Source organism: Streptomyces changchenzhani, assembly GCF_039766235.1.
In the GTDB taxonomy this organism is placed as follows: Bacteria; Actinomycetota; Actinomycetes; order Streptomycetales; family Streptomycetaceae; genus Streptomyces.
This window is the reverse complement of record NZ_JBDHNH010000002.1, coordinates 588,331-602,630: the sequence shown is the minus strand read 5'-3', so window position 1 is coordinate 602,630 and position 14,300 is coordinate 588,331. Positions and strand designations below refer to the sequence as shown.

Sequence of the window (14,300 nt, the reverse complement as noted above, 5' to 3'; positions counted from 1 at the left end):
GCCGGCCCTGGAGGTACCTGCCATGTCCCACGTCGGCGTCCCACGCGGGAAGGCATCCCGCTGCAGGCCCCAGCGAAACCACCGTTCCCTCGCGCTCCTGACCACGGGCGTGCTCGCACTGCCCGTGCTGGCCGGATGCAGCGCGGGCGACGAAGAGGCCCAGGCGGTGACGGCCGCTCAGGACGTCGCCCCGGCCGGGCGGGAGCTGGTCGCCGACGGCGGCACGGTGCGCTGGGCCGTGGACACGATGCCCGCCACCCTCAACGCCTTCCAGGCCGACGCGGACGCCACCACCACGCGGATCGCCGGCGCCGTACTCCCCTCGCTCTTCACCCTTGACCAGCGCGGCAGGCCGCAGCGCAACGCCGACTACCTGGAGTCCGCCGAGGTCGTCGAGCGCGAGCCCAAGCAGGTCGTGCTCTACAAGCTCAACCAGCAGGCGGTGTGGAGCGACGGCCGGGAGATCGGCGCGCCCGACTTTGTGGCCCAGTGGCGCGCACTGAGTGGCAAGGACACCGCGTACTGGACGGCCCGCAACGCCGGCTACGAGCGCATCGAGAAGATCGAGCGCGGCGCCAACAACCTCGAAGTGAAGGTCACCTTCGGCAAGCCCTACGCGGACTGGCGCGCCCTCTTCACCCCGCTGTACCCGAAGGACGTGATGGGCAGCCCCGACTCGTTCAACGACGGGGCCCGCGGCAAGCTCAAGGTGACGGCGGGCCCCTTCGCGCTGAAGGAGCTGGACCGCGCGGACAACAGGGCCACTCTCGTACGCAACCCCCGCTGGTGGGGGCAGCCCGCCAAGCTTGACTCGCTGGTCCTGCGCGCGGTGCCGAGCGAGAAGCGCGCCGCCGCGCTGGCTGGCGGCAAGCTCGACATCGCCGAGATCGGCCGCAGCACCGTGGACCGCGTCACCCTGGCCGCCAAGGACGCGGGCGGCGCCAAGGGGCAGCAGCTGAGCCACGGCCCCGGCGCGACGGTCACCCCCGCATCCGCGCTCAGATCCTGGGCGCTCGCGCACGGCTCCTCGGACGAGAAGGCCGAGGCCGAGCAGGAGATCCGGGAGAAGAACAGCAGGGCGGTGAAGAAGTACGCGGCCGAGCAGGCCGCGCTGCGCGGCTTCGCCATCCGCAAGTCGCTGGAGCCCGCCTACACGCAGCTCGCGCTGAACGGCACATCGGGCCCGCTCACCGACGACCGGGTGCGCCGCGCCGTGGCCCGTGCGCTCGACCGCCAGGAGCTGGCCGAGGCCGTGCTCAAGCCGCTGGGCCTGCCCGCCCGGCCGCTCGGCAGCCACCTCGCGCTGGCCGGCCAGCAGGCGTACGCCGACAGCAGCGGCGCGCTGGGCAAGCAGGACACCCAGGCCGCACAGGCGCTGCTCGCGGACGCGGGCTGGACGCCGGGCGGGGCGCACGCGAAGCCGGACGGGACGAAGGCAGGCAGCAAGGCCGACACCAAGAAGGGCGAGGGGGAGAAGAAGGGGGACAAGGCCGAGCAGGACGACGCGTCCGACGACGGCGCGTACATCGTCGGCGACGAGAGCGACGAGAGCGACGAGAGCGACTCGAAGCCGGGCGACGGCGGCTACGGCTCGGAGTCCGGCCGCTATGTCCTGGCCCCGGCCCGGATCGCGGCGCTCCAGGGCGAGGTGCTGCTCCGGCAGGCTTCGTCGCTGGACGCCAAGAAGTCGGACAGCAGAAAGTCCGACGGGAAATCCGACTCCGACTCCGGTTCCGACTCCGATTCGGACTCCGGCATCAGCACCAAGGCCAACGCGAAGGCCGATGCCAAGGCCAACGCGAAGGCCAATGAGAAGGGCAAGGGCGGCGTCGCCGGCGCCTACGCCCCGCGCGGCACCGCCGCCCCCGCCGTCGTGGGTGGCCCGCTTGGCAAGGACGGCAAGGCGCTGACGCTGCGCTTCGTCCTGCCCTCGGGCCCCGGCTCCGAGCCGCTGCGTACCGTCGGCGACAAGATCTCGCGAATGCTGGAGGACATCGGCGTACGTACGGAGATCACCAAGGTCGCCGACGACAGCTACTTCAAGGACCACATCGCCGCGGGCGACTACGATCTCGCGCTCTACTCCTGGCCCGCCACCGCCTACCCGGCGACCGACGCCCGTCCGATCTTCGCTAAGCCGGAGCCCGCGGCGGACGGCTCGCTCCAGGTCGAGCAGAACTACACCCGGGTCGGCACGGACCATATCGATCAATTGTTCGATCAGGCGGTGGGTGAGCTGGACGACGAGGAGGCTCGTGACCTGATGCGGCGTACCGATGCCCGGATCTGGGCCGCGGCCGGGTCCATCCCGCTCTTCCAGCGTCCCGAGCTGATCGCGATCAAGCCCACGCTCGTCAACGCGGGTGCCTTCGGCCTGGCGGCCCCGCGCTACCAGGACATTGGATTCAAGAAGCCGCAAACCGCCAAGCCCAAGAAGAAGTAGCAGGTCAGAACCCTCAGGATTGGCTCAATTCCCTTGCCCGCCGGCACCTCCGGCGGGCAAGGTCGTGCCACCCACCGACCCGGGACACCCCTCGCACCCCGCATGGCTCTGACTGATTCGTCACAGTGCCCCTGAGATGGCCCGGGAGCCCGTTCCCGAGGGCCCATCAGCCCCTCCCGAGCCCCTGCGGACCCCGGTTTCCCTTGCCCGGGAAGCCCGCGCGGCAGTAGCCCCGTACCATGGGGGCAGCCGTGGCGCGTCCGCCCGGCGGGCGTATGAGGACCGAACCGATGACGACGCCCGATCCCACGATCGAGAGAAGCGCAAGTCTCCTATGCCCACGCGCCACGACATCCGTAACGTAGCCATCGTCGCCCACGTCGACCACGGCAAGACCACTCTGGTCGACGCCATGCTCAAGCAGGCGGGCGCCTTCGCCGCGCACACTGCCGAGCACCTCGACGACCGCATGATGGACTCGAACGACCTGGAGCGTGAGAAGGGCATCACGATCCTGGCCAAGAACACCTCGGTCAAGTACCACCCGAAGGACGGCGGAGACGTCGTCAACATCAACATCATCGACACCCCCGGCCACGCCGACTTCGGTGGTGAGGTCGAGCGCGGCCTGTCGATGGTGGACGCGGTCGTTCTGCTGGTCGACGCTTCCGAGGGCCCGCTGCCGCAGACGCGCTTCGTGCTCCGCAAGGCGCTCCAGGCGAAGATGCCCGTCATCCTCTGCATCAACAAGACGGACCGCCCCGACTCCCGGATCGACGAGGTCGTCAACGAGACGTACGACCTGTTCCTGGACCTGGACGCGGACGAGGAGCAGATCGAGTTCCCGATCGTCTACGCCTGTGCGCGTGACGGCGTCGCCTCGCTGACCAAGCCCGCGGACGGCACCGTCCCGCCGGACAGCACGAACCTTGAGCCGTTCTTCAACACGATCCTGTCGCACGTCCCGGCCCCCGAGTACATCGAGGACGCCCCGCTCCAGGCGCACGTCACCAACCTCGACGCGGACAACTTCCTCGGCCGTATCGCGCTGTGCCGCGTCGAGCAGGGCGAGCTGAAGAAGGGCCAGACCGTCGCGTGGATCAAGCGCGACGGCACGATCTCGAACGTCCGCATCACCGAGCTGATGATGACCGAGGCGCTCACCCGCCGGCCGGCCGAGCGTGCCGGTCCCGGCGACATCTGCGCGGTCGCCGGATTCCCGGACATCATGATCGGCGAGACGCTGGCCGACCCGGCCAACCCGATCGCGCTGCCGCTGATCACGGTCGACGAGCCCGCGATCTCCATGACCATCGGCACCAACACCTCGCCGCTCGTCGGCAAGGGCGGCAAGGGCCACAAGCTCACCTCCCGCATGGTGAAGGACCGCCTGGACAAGGAGCTCGTCGGTAACGTCTCGCTCCGCGTCCTGGACACCGAGCGCCCCGACGCCTGGGAGGTCCAGGGCCGTGGTGAGCTCGCGCTCGCCATCCTGGTCGAGCAGATGCGCCGCGAGGGCTTCGAGCTGACCGTGGGCAAGCCCGTCGTGGTCACCAAGCAGATCGACGGCAAGCTGCACGAGCCCATCGAGCGCATGACGGTCGACTCCCCCGAGGAGCACCTCGGCGCGATCACCCAGCTCATGGCGACCCGCAAGGGCCGCATGGAGACCATGACGAACCACGGTTCGGGCTGGATCCGCATGGAGTGGATCGTCCCGTCGCGCGGCCTCATCGGCTTCCGTACGGAGTTCCTGACGCAGACCCGTGGCACCGGCATCGCGCACTCGATCTTCGAGGGCCACGAGCCGTGGTTCGGCGAGCTGCGGACCCGCCACAACGGCTCGCTGGTCGCGGACCGTTCGGGCTCGGTGACCCCGTTCGCGATGGTCAACCTGCAGGAGCGCGGAATCATCTTCCTGGAGGCCGGCACCGAGGTCTACGAGGGCATGATCGTTGGTGAGAACTCGCGCGCCGACGACATGGACGTGAACATCACCAAGGAGAAGAAGCTCACCAACATGCGTGCGGCGGCGGCGGACAACACGGAGAACGTGGTGCCTGCGCGCAAGCTGTCGCTTGAGCAGTCGCTGGAGTTCTGCCGCGACGACGAATGCATCGAGGTGACCCCGGAGACGGTCCGTATCCGTAAGGTCGTCCTGGACCAGAAGGAGCGCGGCCGCACCGCCTCGCGCGCCAAGCGCTGACCCCCGCTGGTCGGGCACACAGCACGCACCGACCGACGGCCCGGTGCGCCACGACGTTCGTGGCGCACCGGGCCGTCGGCATGTCCGGGGTGCTCCCGGGTGCTCCGGGGTGTCTGCGTGTGAGGTCTCTCGCAGTTGTACGGTCCGGCGCAACCGATTTTCAGGGATGTCCTGTTCGGTGAGCGGAGAGGCTTGCCCGATAGGTATGTAACAAGTCCGTTTCGCGACCATCTATCGTGTATCTGTTTGTCCAGATTGTGGGAGTTGTGGGTGCGATGTGTGATCGAACCGAGATCAAAACACTGTAGTCGCGGCGTGGCCCATGGCTGATAGTTGAGGCCACAGAGCTCGGGTCAATGGGTTACGCGTAGTTATGTGCGCCGACTCACGAGCATGCAGAGGGTGTTGATCTTCGCCGTCAGGGGTGTCGGCGGAGCGTCGGCTCCCTTGCTTGTCAATGAACAAGTGGACTCTTGAGGAGGCACCCATGCGCGGCGCCACAAGCGCCGGGTGGGTCGAGTGGGCGGCTAGCGCTGCGCCAACTGCGACTGCTCTCGGCAGTACTGCTGACCGTGGTGGCGACGGCACGGGCGGGTTCAGGTCCCGCCCCGGCGCACATCGCGCGACTCCCGCAGGTGACTTCTCGTCAGGGTCCTTCCGGCTCAGGGCACTTCAGGCCGCCCTGAGCCGTCCCACGAATATTCCGAGTGCGGGAGTCTCCGCGTCATGACCAGCTCTACCCCGGCATCAGCGGCCGGTATCAAAGTCCCAGAAGCCGACTCGGAAGTCGCCCTCGGTAAAGAGGTCGGCAAAGGATCGGACACGACCGGGCGTACCCCCGGGCAGTTGATGTGGCGTCGCTTCAAGCGTGACCGCACCGGCGTCGTCTGTGCGTTCATCGTCATCTTCTTCTTCGCGGTCGCCGCCCTCGCGCCGGTGATCTCGGCGTTGTACGGCAAGAATCCGTACACCCTGTACGGGCAGGAGAACATCGAGCTCCTCGACGAGTTCGGTCTGCCCGCCGGGCCCCTGGGCGGCATGTCCGGCGACTTCTGGTTCGGCGTCGAGCCCGACCTCGGCCGTGACGTCTTCACCCAGCTGCTCTACGGCATGCGGACCTCGCTGTACACGGCGCTGGTCGCGACGGTGCTGATGGTGATCTTCGGCGTGTTGATCGGTCTGCTCGGCGGATACCTCGGCGGCAAGACGGACTACCTGCTCGGCCGTTTCACGGACTTCCTGCTGGCCTTCCCGAGCCAGCTGTTCTTCATCGCCGCGATGCCCGTGATCGTCTCCGTGTTCGTCAGCCCGAACGAAGAGACTCCGACGTACGTCAGAACTGTGGCGATCATCGGAGTCATGTGGTTCCTGGGCTGGATGGGACTTTCCCGGCTGGTCCGTGCTTCGGTGCTCTCCCTGCGCGAGCGGGAGTTCATCGAGGCGGCCAAGGTCGCCGGCGCCTCACCGTGGCGGATCATCCGCAAGGAGCTCCTCCCCAACCTGGTGACGCCGATCCTGGTCCAGGGCACCTACATGCTGCCCTCCACCATCCTCTCGGTGGCTTTCTTGTCCTTCGTGGGCGTCGGCTATGTCGAGCCCACCCCGGACTGGGGCCGCATGTTCGCCACGGCGGGCAAGATCTACGAGCAGGACCCGGCGTACATGTTCTACCCGGGTATCGCCATGGTGATCTTCGTTGTGGCCTTCAACCTCCTCGGCGACTCAGTCCGAGACGCCTTCGACCCCAAGTCCGGGCGCTGACGTCCAACTCGGGGAGCGCGGCGGCCACTTGTGTGGCGCCACTTCCGGCCGGTTCGTTCGGCAGCACAGTTGGATCACTACTCACAGATAGGTGTGCTCAACCTCATGAGTATCCTCAGTTCACGCGGAACACGCGCGGCGGTAGTCGCCGTGGCCGTCGGTTCGCTGGCGCTCACCGGCTGCGGCAGCGGCAACGACAGCTCCGACAAGCCCAAGGGCAAGTCGCAGGACGAAGCCGCCACGCAGGCCAAGCCCGTCGCCTTCGGTGACGCCGCGGCCTCCACCGGTCCGGCCAAGCCGGTCGCCGGTGCCAAGCCCGGCGGCACGATACCGGTCTACCAGGAGAACGACTTCTCCCACCTGGACCCGGCGCAGACCTACGTCAGCGACGGCCGCCTCCTCGGCAACCTCGTCCACCGCGGTCTGACCGCGAACAATGAGGACGACAAGGGCGCGGTCACCGTCGTCGGCGACATCGCCACCGACTCCGGCACCAAGTCGGAGGGCGGCAAGGTCTGGAAGTACACCCTCAAGGACGGGGTGAAGGACGAGAACGGCAAGGCGATCACGTCCGCCGACGTCCGTCACACCTTCGAGCGCACGTACGCGCCGTTCATCACGGACGGTCCGACCTACATCCAGCAGTGGCTGTCGGGCAAGGGCACGACGTACCGCAAGGCTCTGCCGGAGGGCCCGTACAAGGGCAAGCACCTGCCGGACACTGTCCTGGAGACGCCGGACGCGAAGACCGTCATCTTCAAGTTCAAGGACGCGCAGCCCGACCTCCCGCAGGCGCTCGCCATGGTCGGCTACTCCATCGTCCCGGAGAAGACGGACACCAAGGAGAAGTACGACACCAAGCCGGTCGCCACCGGCCCGTACAAGATCTCCGAGTTCAAGCCGGGCAAGTCGCTCACGCTCGTCAAGAACACGAACTGGGACCCGAAGACCGACTCGGGCCGCCACCAGTACGTCGACGGCTTCAACATCAGCTTCAACCACGACGACACGGACCAGACCAAGCGCATCCTGGCCGACCGCGGTGAAGCCAAGAACGCCATCATGATGACCGGCCAGGTCGCCACCAGCCAGGTCAAGGCCGTTGTCACGGACCCCAAGGCCAACAAGCGCACGATCGCGGGCTACGCCCCGTACGTGTGGCAGCTGAACATGAACATGGACCGCATCAAGGACAAGAAGGTCCGCGACGCGATCACCTACGCCATGCCGGGCGGCCAGGTCTACCGTCCCGACGGCGGTTCGTACGGCGGCGAGCCGGCCGGTGGCCTGCTGGCCCCGACCGTCCCGGGCTACGAGAAGGGCTACGACCCGTACGGCAAGATCAAGAAGCCGGCCGGTGACATCGCGAAGGCCAAGCAGCTGCTGAAGGAAGCCGGCAAGGAGGGCATGAAGCTCGTTTATGCCTACTCCAACACCCCGGTGCGCCAGCAGCAGTCGGTCATCATCGAGGACGCCCTGACGAAGGCCGGCTTCGACGTCCAGAAGAAGGAAGTCGACAACGCCACCTGGTACGAGCAGATGGGCAAGGTCAAGAACGGCTTTGACGTCTACATGACCGGCTGGGGCCAGGACTGGGCGTCCGCCGCCACCGTCATCCCGCCGTCGTTCGACGGCAAGCAGATCCAGGACGGCGCCGCGAACTACGCGCACCTGAACGACGATCACGTGAATGGCGAGATCGACCGGATCCTCAAGATCACGGACCCGGCCGCTGCCAGCAAGGAGTGGACGAAGCTGCACAAGTACATCGTGGAGGAGATCAACCCCGCCGCCCCGCTGTACTTCGTCAAGGTGCTTCAGATCCAGGGTTCCAACGTCGGCGGTGCCCGGTACTCCTCGGACACCAGCTACATCGACGTGAAGAACGTCTTCCTGAAGAAGTAGCAGCCGCTCAGGCCGTCCTCGGGGGTGTGCGCACGGCGGAGCACACACCCCCGAGGTGGCGGGCCATTTCATACCACCACCCCCTCAGACTCAGCCGCCGTCCTGAGAGCAGCGATCTGCCATGCTTCAATTCCTCTTTCGCCGGACGTTCGGCGCCGTTGTCATCCTGATCTTGATCAGTGCATTTACGTTCTTCATGTTCTTCGCGATTCCGCAGGACCCCGCCATGCTCATGTGTGGCAAGAACTGCACACCGGACGCGCTGGCGATCATTCACCAGAACCTCGGGCTCGATAAGCCGGTCCCGGTGCAGTACTGGGACTTCGTTGTCGGGATCTTCGCCGGGCGCGACTTCCCGGTCGGCCACTGCGCGGCCCCCTGCTTCGGTGTCTCCTTCGACAACCAGCAGATGGTCTGGGACACGATCATTGACCGCTTCCCCCTCACCGTTTCCCTCACGGTGGGTGGACTTCTGGTCTTCCTGACCTTCGGCCTGGGCGCCGGCATGATCGCCGCCTGGAAGAAGGGCACTTCCGTCGACAAGGTGTTCTCCACCGCGTCGATCGGCCTCAGCTCCCTCCAGATCTACTTCCTCGGCCCGATTGTCGTCGGTCTTCTCGTCTACTCCACCGGCTGGCTGGAAACGCCGAAGTACGTCCCGATCACCGAGAGTCCGTCGGGCTGGTTCATGGGCCTGCTGATTCCATGGTTCGTCATGTCGGTGATCTTCACGGCGAACTACACCCGTATGTCACGCTCGACGATGATCGAACAGCTCCAGGAAGAGCATGTGCGCGCGGCCCGCGCCAAGGGAATGTCATCCCGCTTTGTGTTCTTCCGCTACGCCTGGCGCGGATCGCTCACCCCGATCGTCACCATCCTCGGCATGGACCTCGCGGCGCTCTTCGGCGGTGCGATGGTCACCGAGATCACCTTCGGTCTCGCGGGAATCGGCCGCCTGGCCCGTGACTCGGTTGTCATGAAGGACCTCCCGGTGACCATGGGCGTCATGCTGATCAGCGCCGCCTTCATTCTGCTGTTCAACATCATCGTGGACGCGCTGTACGCACTCATCGACCCGCGCGTGCGGCTGTCCTAGGAGAATGACCGTGACGACACTCATCAAGTCCGGCGAATCCCCGGCACCTACCGACTCGGCCCACTTCCTCTCGGTACGCGACCTGCGGGTGCAGTTCGCCACCGAGGACGGCGCCATCAAGGCGGTGGACGGACTCTCCTTCGATCTGGAGCGCGGCAAGACGCTCGGTATCGTCGGCGAATCCGGCTCGGGCAAGTCGGTCACCAGCCTGTCCATCCTTGGCCTGCACAATCCGCAGTCGACCACGGTCAGCGGCGAGATCGTGCTGGACGGCCAGGAGCTGACGGACAAGTCGGACCGGGAGCTGGAGAAGCTCCGCGGCAACAAGATGGCGATGATCTTCCAGGACGCGCTGACCGCGATGTCGCCGTACTACACGGTCGGCCGTCAGATCGCCGAGCCGTTCGTCAAGCACACCGGCGCCAGCAAGAAGGAGGGCCGCTCGCGGGCCATCCAGATGCTGGAGAAGGTGGGCATCCCGGATGCCAAGTCCCGCGTGGACGACTATCCGCACCAGTTCTCCGGCGGTATGCGTCAGCGCGCGATGATCGCCATGGCGCTCGTCTGCAACCCGGCCCTGCTGATCGCCGACGAGCCGACCACGGCCCTCGACGTCACCATCCAGGCGCAGATCCTCGACCTGCTCAAGGACCTCCAGCAGGAGTTCGGCTCGTCGATCATCCTGATCACCCACGACCTGGGCGTCGTCGCGAACATCGCCGACGACCTGCTGGTGATGTACGCCGGCCGGGCCGTGGAGCGCGGTTCGGTGCGCGAGATCCTCAAGCAGCCCCAGCACCCGTACACCTGGGGTCTGCTCGGGTCGATGCCGCGGCTGTCCTCCAATGTGTCCGAGCCCCTGATGCCCATTCCCGGCGCTCCGCCGAGCCTGCTCAACCCGCCCTCGGGCTGCGCGTTCCACCCGCGGTGCACCTTCACCGGCCTGGTGGACGACAGCGGGAGCTGCGTGACCAAGCGTCCGGAGCTTCCCGAAAGGCGCGCGTCCGCCTGCCACCTCACCGGTGAGCAGAAGCAGCAGGTTTTCATTGAGAAGATTCAGCCCCGGCTGGGCTGACCGGCAACTGGGGCAGAGATCATGAGCGAGACGAACACGAACACCAACACAGCGGCCGATGCGGTTCCTTCGCAGCGGGCCTCCGGATCCACCGAGCCATTGCTTGAGGTCAAGGGCCTGACCAAGCACTTCCCGATCTACGGCGGCTTTCCGTTCCGGCGGAAGGTCGGCGCGGTGCAGGCCGTCGACGGGGTGGATCTGAGCATCTTCCCGGGCGAGAGCCTGGGGCTCGTCGGTGAGTCGGGCTGCGGCAAGTCCACCACGGGCCGGCTGCTGACCCGCCTCCTTGAGCCGACCGCCGGCACGATCACCTATCAGGGCAAGGACATCACCCGCGCCAACCGCAGGCAGCTGGCGCCCATCCGCCCCGAGATCCAGATGATCTTCCAGGACCCGTACGCCTCGCTGAACCCGCGGCAGACGGTCGGCACGATCATCGCCAGCCCGATGGAGATCAACGGCATCAACCCGCCGGGCGGCCGCGAGAAGCGGGTGCGTGAGCTGCTGGAGATCGTCGGTCTGAACCCGGAGCACTACAACCGCTTCCCGCACGAGTTCTCCGGCGGCCAGCGGCAGCGCGTCGGCGTGGCCCGCGCCCTGGCGCTCAAGCCCAAGATAATCGTCGCGGACGAGCCGGTGTCGGCCCTCGACGTGTCCATCCAGGCCCAGGTGGTCAACCTGCTGCAGGAAGTGCAGCGGGAGATGGGCATCGCGTTCGTCTTCATCGCGCACGACCTCGCGGTGGTACGGCATTTCTCGGAGCGCGTGGCCGTGATGTACCTGGGCAAGGTGGTCGAGGTCGCGGACCGCGACTCGCTCTACACCGGCCCGCGCCACCCGTACACCCACGCCCTGCTCTCGGCGGTGCCCGAGGCGGACATCGACGTCGACAAGAAGGAGCGGATCCGGCTCTCCGGCGACGTACCTTCGCCGATCGCGCCGCCGTCCGGCTGTCACTTCCGTACCCGCTGCTGGAAGGCGCAGGACAAGTGCGCCACGCAGGAGCCGCCGCTCATCCAGCTCTCGGGCAACAAGGAAGGGCACCTGACCGCCTGCCACTTCCCCGAGGACCCGACGACTGGCCCGCGCGAGCACGACATCATCCTCGACCCCGCCCTCGTGGCGATGGAGAAGGACCAGGGCGACGCCGGGACGGCCAAGACCGGCTGACCGGCTGTTTCCCGTACATGATCACGACATGGCCCCCGCGGACCGGCACCGGCCCGCGGGGGCTTCGTCGTGCACCGGCAGTCGTGCACCGGCAGTCGTGCACCGGCATACGAAGTGAGGGGCTTTTGATGACCGCTCCGCCCGGGTTGATCATCTTCCTGAACGGCACATCGAGTTCCGGGAAGTCGAGCATCGCCGCCGAACTCCTCAAGATCCTCGACACCACGTCCTTCCACTTGCCGGTCGACGCCTTCCACGCCATGCGGTCCAAGCGGCCGATCCCGCCGGAGCAGCTGCAGGACGAGATCGACCGCGCGGTCCGGGGCTTCCACCGCGCGGTCGCGGGCATGGCCGCCGGCGGCAACACCGTCGTGGTGGACCATGTGCTGAGCCGGCCGTGGCGCCTGGCCGACTGCCTGGACCTCTTCGCCCCCGAGGACGTCGTCCTGGTGGGCGTGCACTGCCCCCTGCCGGAACTGGAAAGGCGCGAGCGGGCCCGCGGCGACCGCGGCCGGGGGCTGGCCGCCCAGCAGTTCGCACGCGTGCACACCCATGGCGTCTACGACGTCGAGTGCGACACGAGCGGCGACAGCCCGTCGGAGTGCGCGTGGAAGATCAAGGATTTCCTGTCGCGAAGGCAGGGCTCCACGGCCTTCGAGCGACTCCTCACACAGCGGGCGTCGATGCCGGCGCCGGCGCCGACAGGGTCTTGAACATGTGTACGTCCTCGTGGCCGCCGGGGATGCCCGGGGTGCGGCCCGTCTCGGTGTAGCCGTGGCGCTGGTAGAAGGCCGGGGCCTGGAAGGTGAAGGAGGAGACGATCGCGCGGTCGCAGCCGCGCCGCCGGGCCTCCGCCTCGGCGGCCAGCAGGATCCGGCTGCCCCAGCCGTCCGTACGGCTGCCCTCGCGCACCCACAGCATCTCGATGCCGAACAGGCCGCCCCAGGTCGACCCCGTCAGACCGCCGACCAGCTCGCCCGCCGCGTCGTCGACCCGGACCGAGAGCGTGCCCTGGGGGGCCGCACCGGTGGGCCCCTCGTTGAAGGCGTCAAGGCCCTTGTCCAGGCGGTCGGTGAGGTCGGCGTCCTTGCCCCCGGTGGTCAGTTCCTCCTGGGGCGACCCGCAGAACCCGCTGGAGCCGGCCAACACCAACGAGGTGCAGGGCGGCAAGGTCCTCGACATGCTCTTCCGCGGCCTCAAGCGGTACGACGCGAAGACGGGCGAGGCCAAGGACATGCTCGCCGAGAAGATCGACACCACGGACTCGCAGAACTTCACCGTCACGCTCAAGGACGGCTGGACGTTCAGCAACGGCGAGAAGGTCACCGCCAAGTCGTTCGTCGACGCCTGGAACTACGGCGCGCACCTGAAGAACAACCAGAAGAACGCCCACTTCTTCGGCTACATCGACGGCTACGACAAGGTGCACCCGGAGAAGGGCAAGGCCTCCGCCGACACCCTCTCCGGCCTCAAGGTCAAGGACCCCAAGACCTTCACGGTCAAGCTGTCGCAGAAGTTCTCCACCTGGCCCGAGACCCTCGGCTACGCCGCCTTCGCGCCGCTGCCCCAGGCGTTCTTCGACGACCACGACGCATGGCTGTCCAAGCCCGTCGGCAACGGCCCGTACACCGTGGGCTCGTACACCAAGGGCTCCAAGATGAGCATGCGCAAGTGGGAGAAGTACCCCGGCGACGACAAGGCGCAGAACGGCGGCGTCGACCTCAAGGTCTACACCGACAACAACACCGCCTACACCGACCTGACCGCGGGCAACCTCGACCTGGTCGACGACGTCCCGGCCTCGCAGCTCAAGAACGTCAAGGCGGACCTCGGCGACCGGTACATCAACACCCCGGCCGGCATCATCCAGACCCTCGCCTTCCCCTTCTACGACAAGAAGTGGGACGCGGCCGGCATGGACAAGGTCCGTACGGGCCTGTCCAAGGCGATCAACCGCGAGCAGATCACCGACACGATCTTCGCCAAGACCCGCACCCCGGCCAAGGACTGGACCTCACCGGTCCTCGGCGCGGACGGCGGCTTCGACGACAAGCTGTGCGGCGACGCGTGTGTCTACAACGAGGCCGCGGCGAAGAAGCTGGTCGCCGACGGCGGCGGCATCCCCGGCGGCACGCTGAAGATCTCGTACAACGCCGACACCGGCTCCCACAAGGAGTGGGTCGACGCGGTGTGCAACAGCATCAACAACGCGCTCGGCAACGACAAGGCGTGCGCGGGCAACCCCATCGGCACCTTCGCCGACTACCGCAACCAGATCACCCAGTCCAAGATGACGGGCCCGTTCCGGGCCGGCTGGCAGATGGACTACCCGCTCATCCAGAACTTCCTCCAGCCGCTGTACTACACGGACGCCTCGTCCAACGACGGCAAGTGGACCAACGACGAGTTCGACAAGCTCGTCGACCGGGCCAACGCCGAGACCGACGTGGCGAAGGCCGTCGACCTCTTCCAGCAGGCCGAGAAGGTCCTGCGGGACGAGATGGGCGCCATCCCGCTCTGGTACCAGAACGGCAGCGCCGGCTACTCCGACCGCGTCTCCAACGTGACCCTGAACCCGTTCAGCGTCCCGGTCTACAGCGAGATCAAGGTCAACTGACGCGCCAACACACGTACGGCCCGG

10 protein-coding genes are annotated in these 14,300 nt (G+C 67.1%); 9 read left to right on the top strand and 1 reads right to left on the bottom strand.

The annotated features are described in order from the left end of the window. Positions 1–22: 22 nt before the first annotated feature. The 8 genes from ABCR94_RS10930 to ABCR94_RS10895 all read left to right on the top strand — a co-directional run bounded on the left by ABCR94_RS10930 (position 23) and on the right by ABCR94_RS10895 (position 12,372). Entirely contained in the window at positions 23–2,443 is a 2,421-nt protein-coding gene (locus ABCR94_RS10930; protein WP_347119014.1) for an ABC transporter family substrate-binding protein, read from the top strand. 334 nt (positions 2,444–2,777) lie between these two features. After that, the gene (gene typA, locus ABCR94_RS10925) at positions 2,778–4,649 is read left to right on the top strand and encodes a translational GTPase TypA (RefSeq protein ID WP_347119013.1); all 1,872 of its coding nucleotides are present in this window, start codon (positions 2,778–2,780) and stop codon (positions 4,647–4,649) included. A 726-nt stretch (positions 4,650–5,375) separates the two neighbouring features. Next, a complete protein-coding gene (locus ABCR94_RS10920) occupies positions 5,376–6,410 on the top strand; it encodes an ABC transporter permease (protein WP_347119012.1) in 1,035 nt (344 codons plus the stop codon). 105 nt (positions 6,411–6,515) lie between these two features. Beyond that, the gene (locus ABCR94_RS10915; RefSeq protein ID WP_347119011.1) at positions 6,516–8,315 is read left to right on the top strand and encodes an ABC transporter substrate-binding protein; all 1,800 of its coding nucleotides are present in this window, start codon (positions 6,516–6,518) and stop codon (positions 8,313–8,315) included. Between the two features lie 121 nt (positions 8,316–8,436). Next, positions 8,437–9,414, top strand: coding sequence for an ABC transporter permease (locus ABCR94_RS10910; protein ID WP_347119010.1), 978 nt, complete (start codon positions 8,437–8,439; stop codon positions 9,412–9,414). A gap of 10 nt (positions 9,415–9,424) precedes the next feature. Beyond that, a complete protein-coding gene (locus ABCR94_RS10905; protein ID WP_347119009.1) occupies positions 9,425–10,489 on the top strand; it encodes an ABC transporter ATP-binding protein in 1,065 nt (354 codons plus the stop codon). 21 nt (positions 10,490–10,510) lie between these two features. After that, the gene (locus ABCR94_RS10900) at positions 10,511–11,659 is read left to right on the top strand and encodes an ABC transporter ATP-binding protein (RefSeq protein ID WP_347119008.1); all 1,149 of its coding nucleotides are present in this window, start codon (positions 10,511–10,513) and stop codon (positions 11,657–11,659) included. A gap of 128 nt (positions 11,660–11,787) precedes the next feature. Further along, a complete protein-coding gene (locus ABCR94_RS10895; protein WP_347119007.1) occupies positions 11,788–12,372 on the top strand; it encodes a chloramphenicol phosphotransferase CPT family protein in 585 nt (194 codons plus the stop codon). On the opposite strand, the gene ABCR94_RS10890 is transcribed toward ABCR94_RS10895, so the two are convergent. Continuing rightward, entirely contained in the window at positions 12,326–12,805 is a 480-nt protein-coding gene (locus ABCR94_RS10890) for a GNAT family N-acetyltransferase (RefSeq protein WP_347119006.1), read from the bottom strand. The genes ABCR94_RS10895 and ABCR94_RS10890 overlap by 47 nt on opposite strands. Here ABCR94_RS10890 and ABCR94_RS10885 point away from each other — a divergent pair. Then, a complete protein-coding gene (locus tag ABCR94_RS10885) occupies positions 12,756–14,276 on the top strand; it encodes a peptide ABC transporter substrate-binding protein (RefSeq protein ID WP_347119005.1) in 1,521 nt (506 codons plus the stop codon). The two genes, ABCR94_RS10890 and ABCR94_RS10885, sit on opposite strands and share 50 nt — an antisense overlap. The last annotated feature ends 24 nt before the right edge of the window (positions 14,277–14,300 follow it).

What these genes read in the sequence shown, in the direction of transcription:
- ABCR94_RS10915 (WP_347119011.1), top strand. Translation starts at nt 6,516, where the DNA reads ATGAGTATCCTCAGTTCACGCGGAACACGCGCGGCGGTAGTCGCCGTG.
- ABCR94_RS10895 (WP_347119007.1), top strand. Translation starts at nt 11,788, where the DNA reads ATGACCGCTCCGCCCGGGTTGATCATCTTCCTGAACGGCACATCGAGT.
- ABCR94_RS10900 (WP_347119008.1), top strand. Translation starts at nt 10,511, where the DNA reads ATGAGCGAGACGAACACGAACACCAACACAGCGGCCGATGCGGTTCCT.
- ABCR94_RS10930 (WP_347119014.1), top strand. Translation starts at nt 23, where the DNA reads ATGTCCCACGTCGGCGTCCCACGCGGGAAGGCATCCCGCTGCAGGCCC.
- ABCR94_RS10920 (WP_347119012.1), top strand. Translation starts at nt 5,376, where the DNA reads ATGACCAGCTCTACCCCGGCATCAGCGGCCGGTATCAAAGTCCCAGAA.
- typA (WP_347119013.1), top strand. Translation starts at nt 2,778, where the DNA reads ATGCCCACGCGCCACGACATCCGTAACGTAGCCATCGTCGCCCACGTC.
- ABCR94_RS10910 (WP_347119010.1), top strand. Translation starts at nt 8,437, where the DNA reads ATGCTTCAATTCCTCTTTCGCCGGACGTTCGGCGCCGTTGTCATCCTG.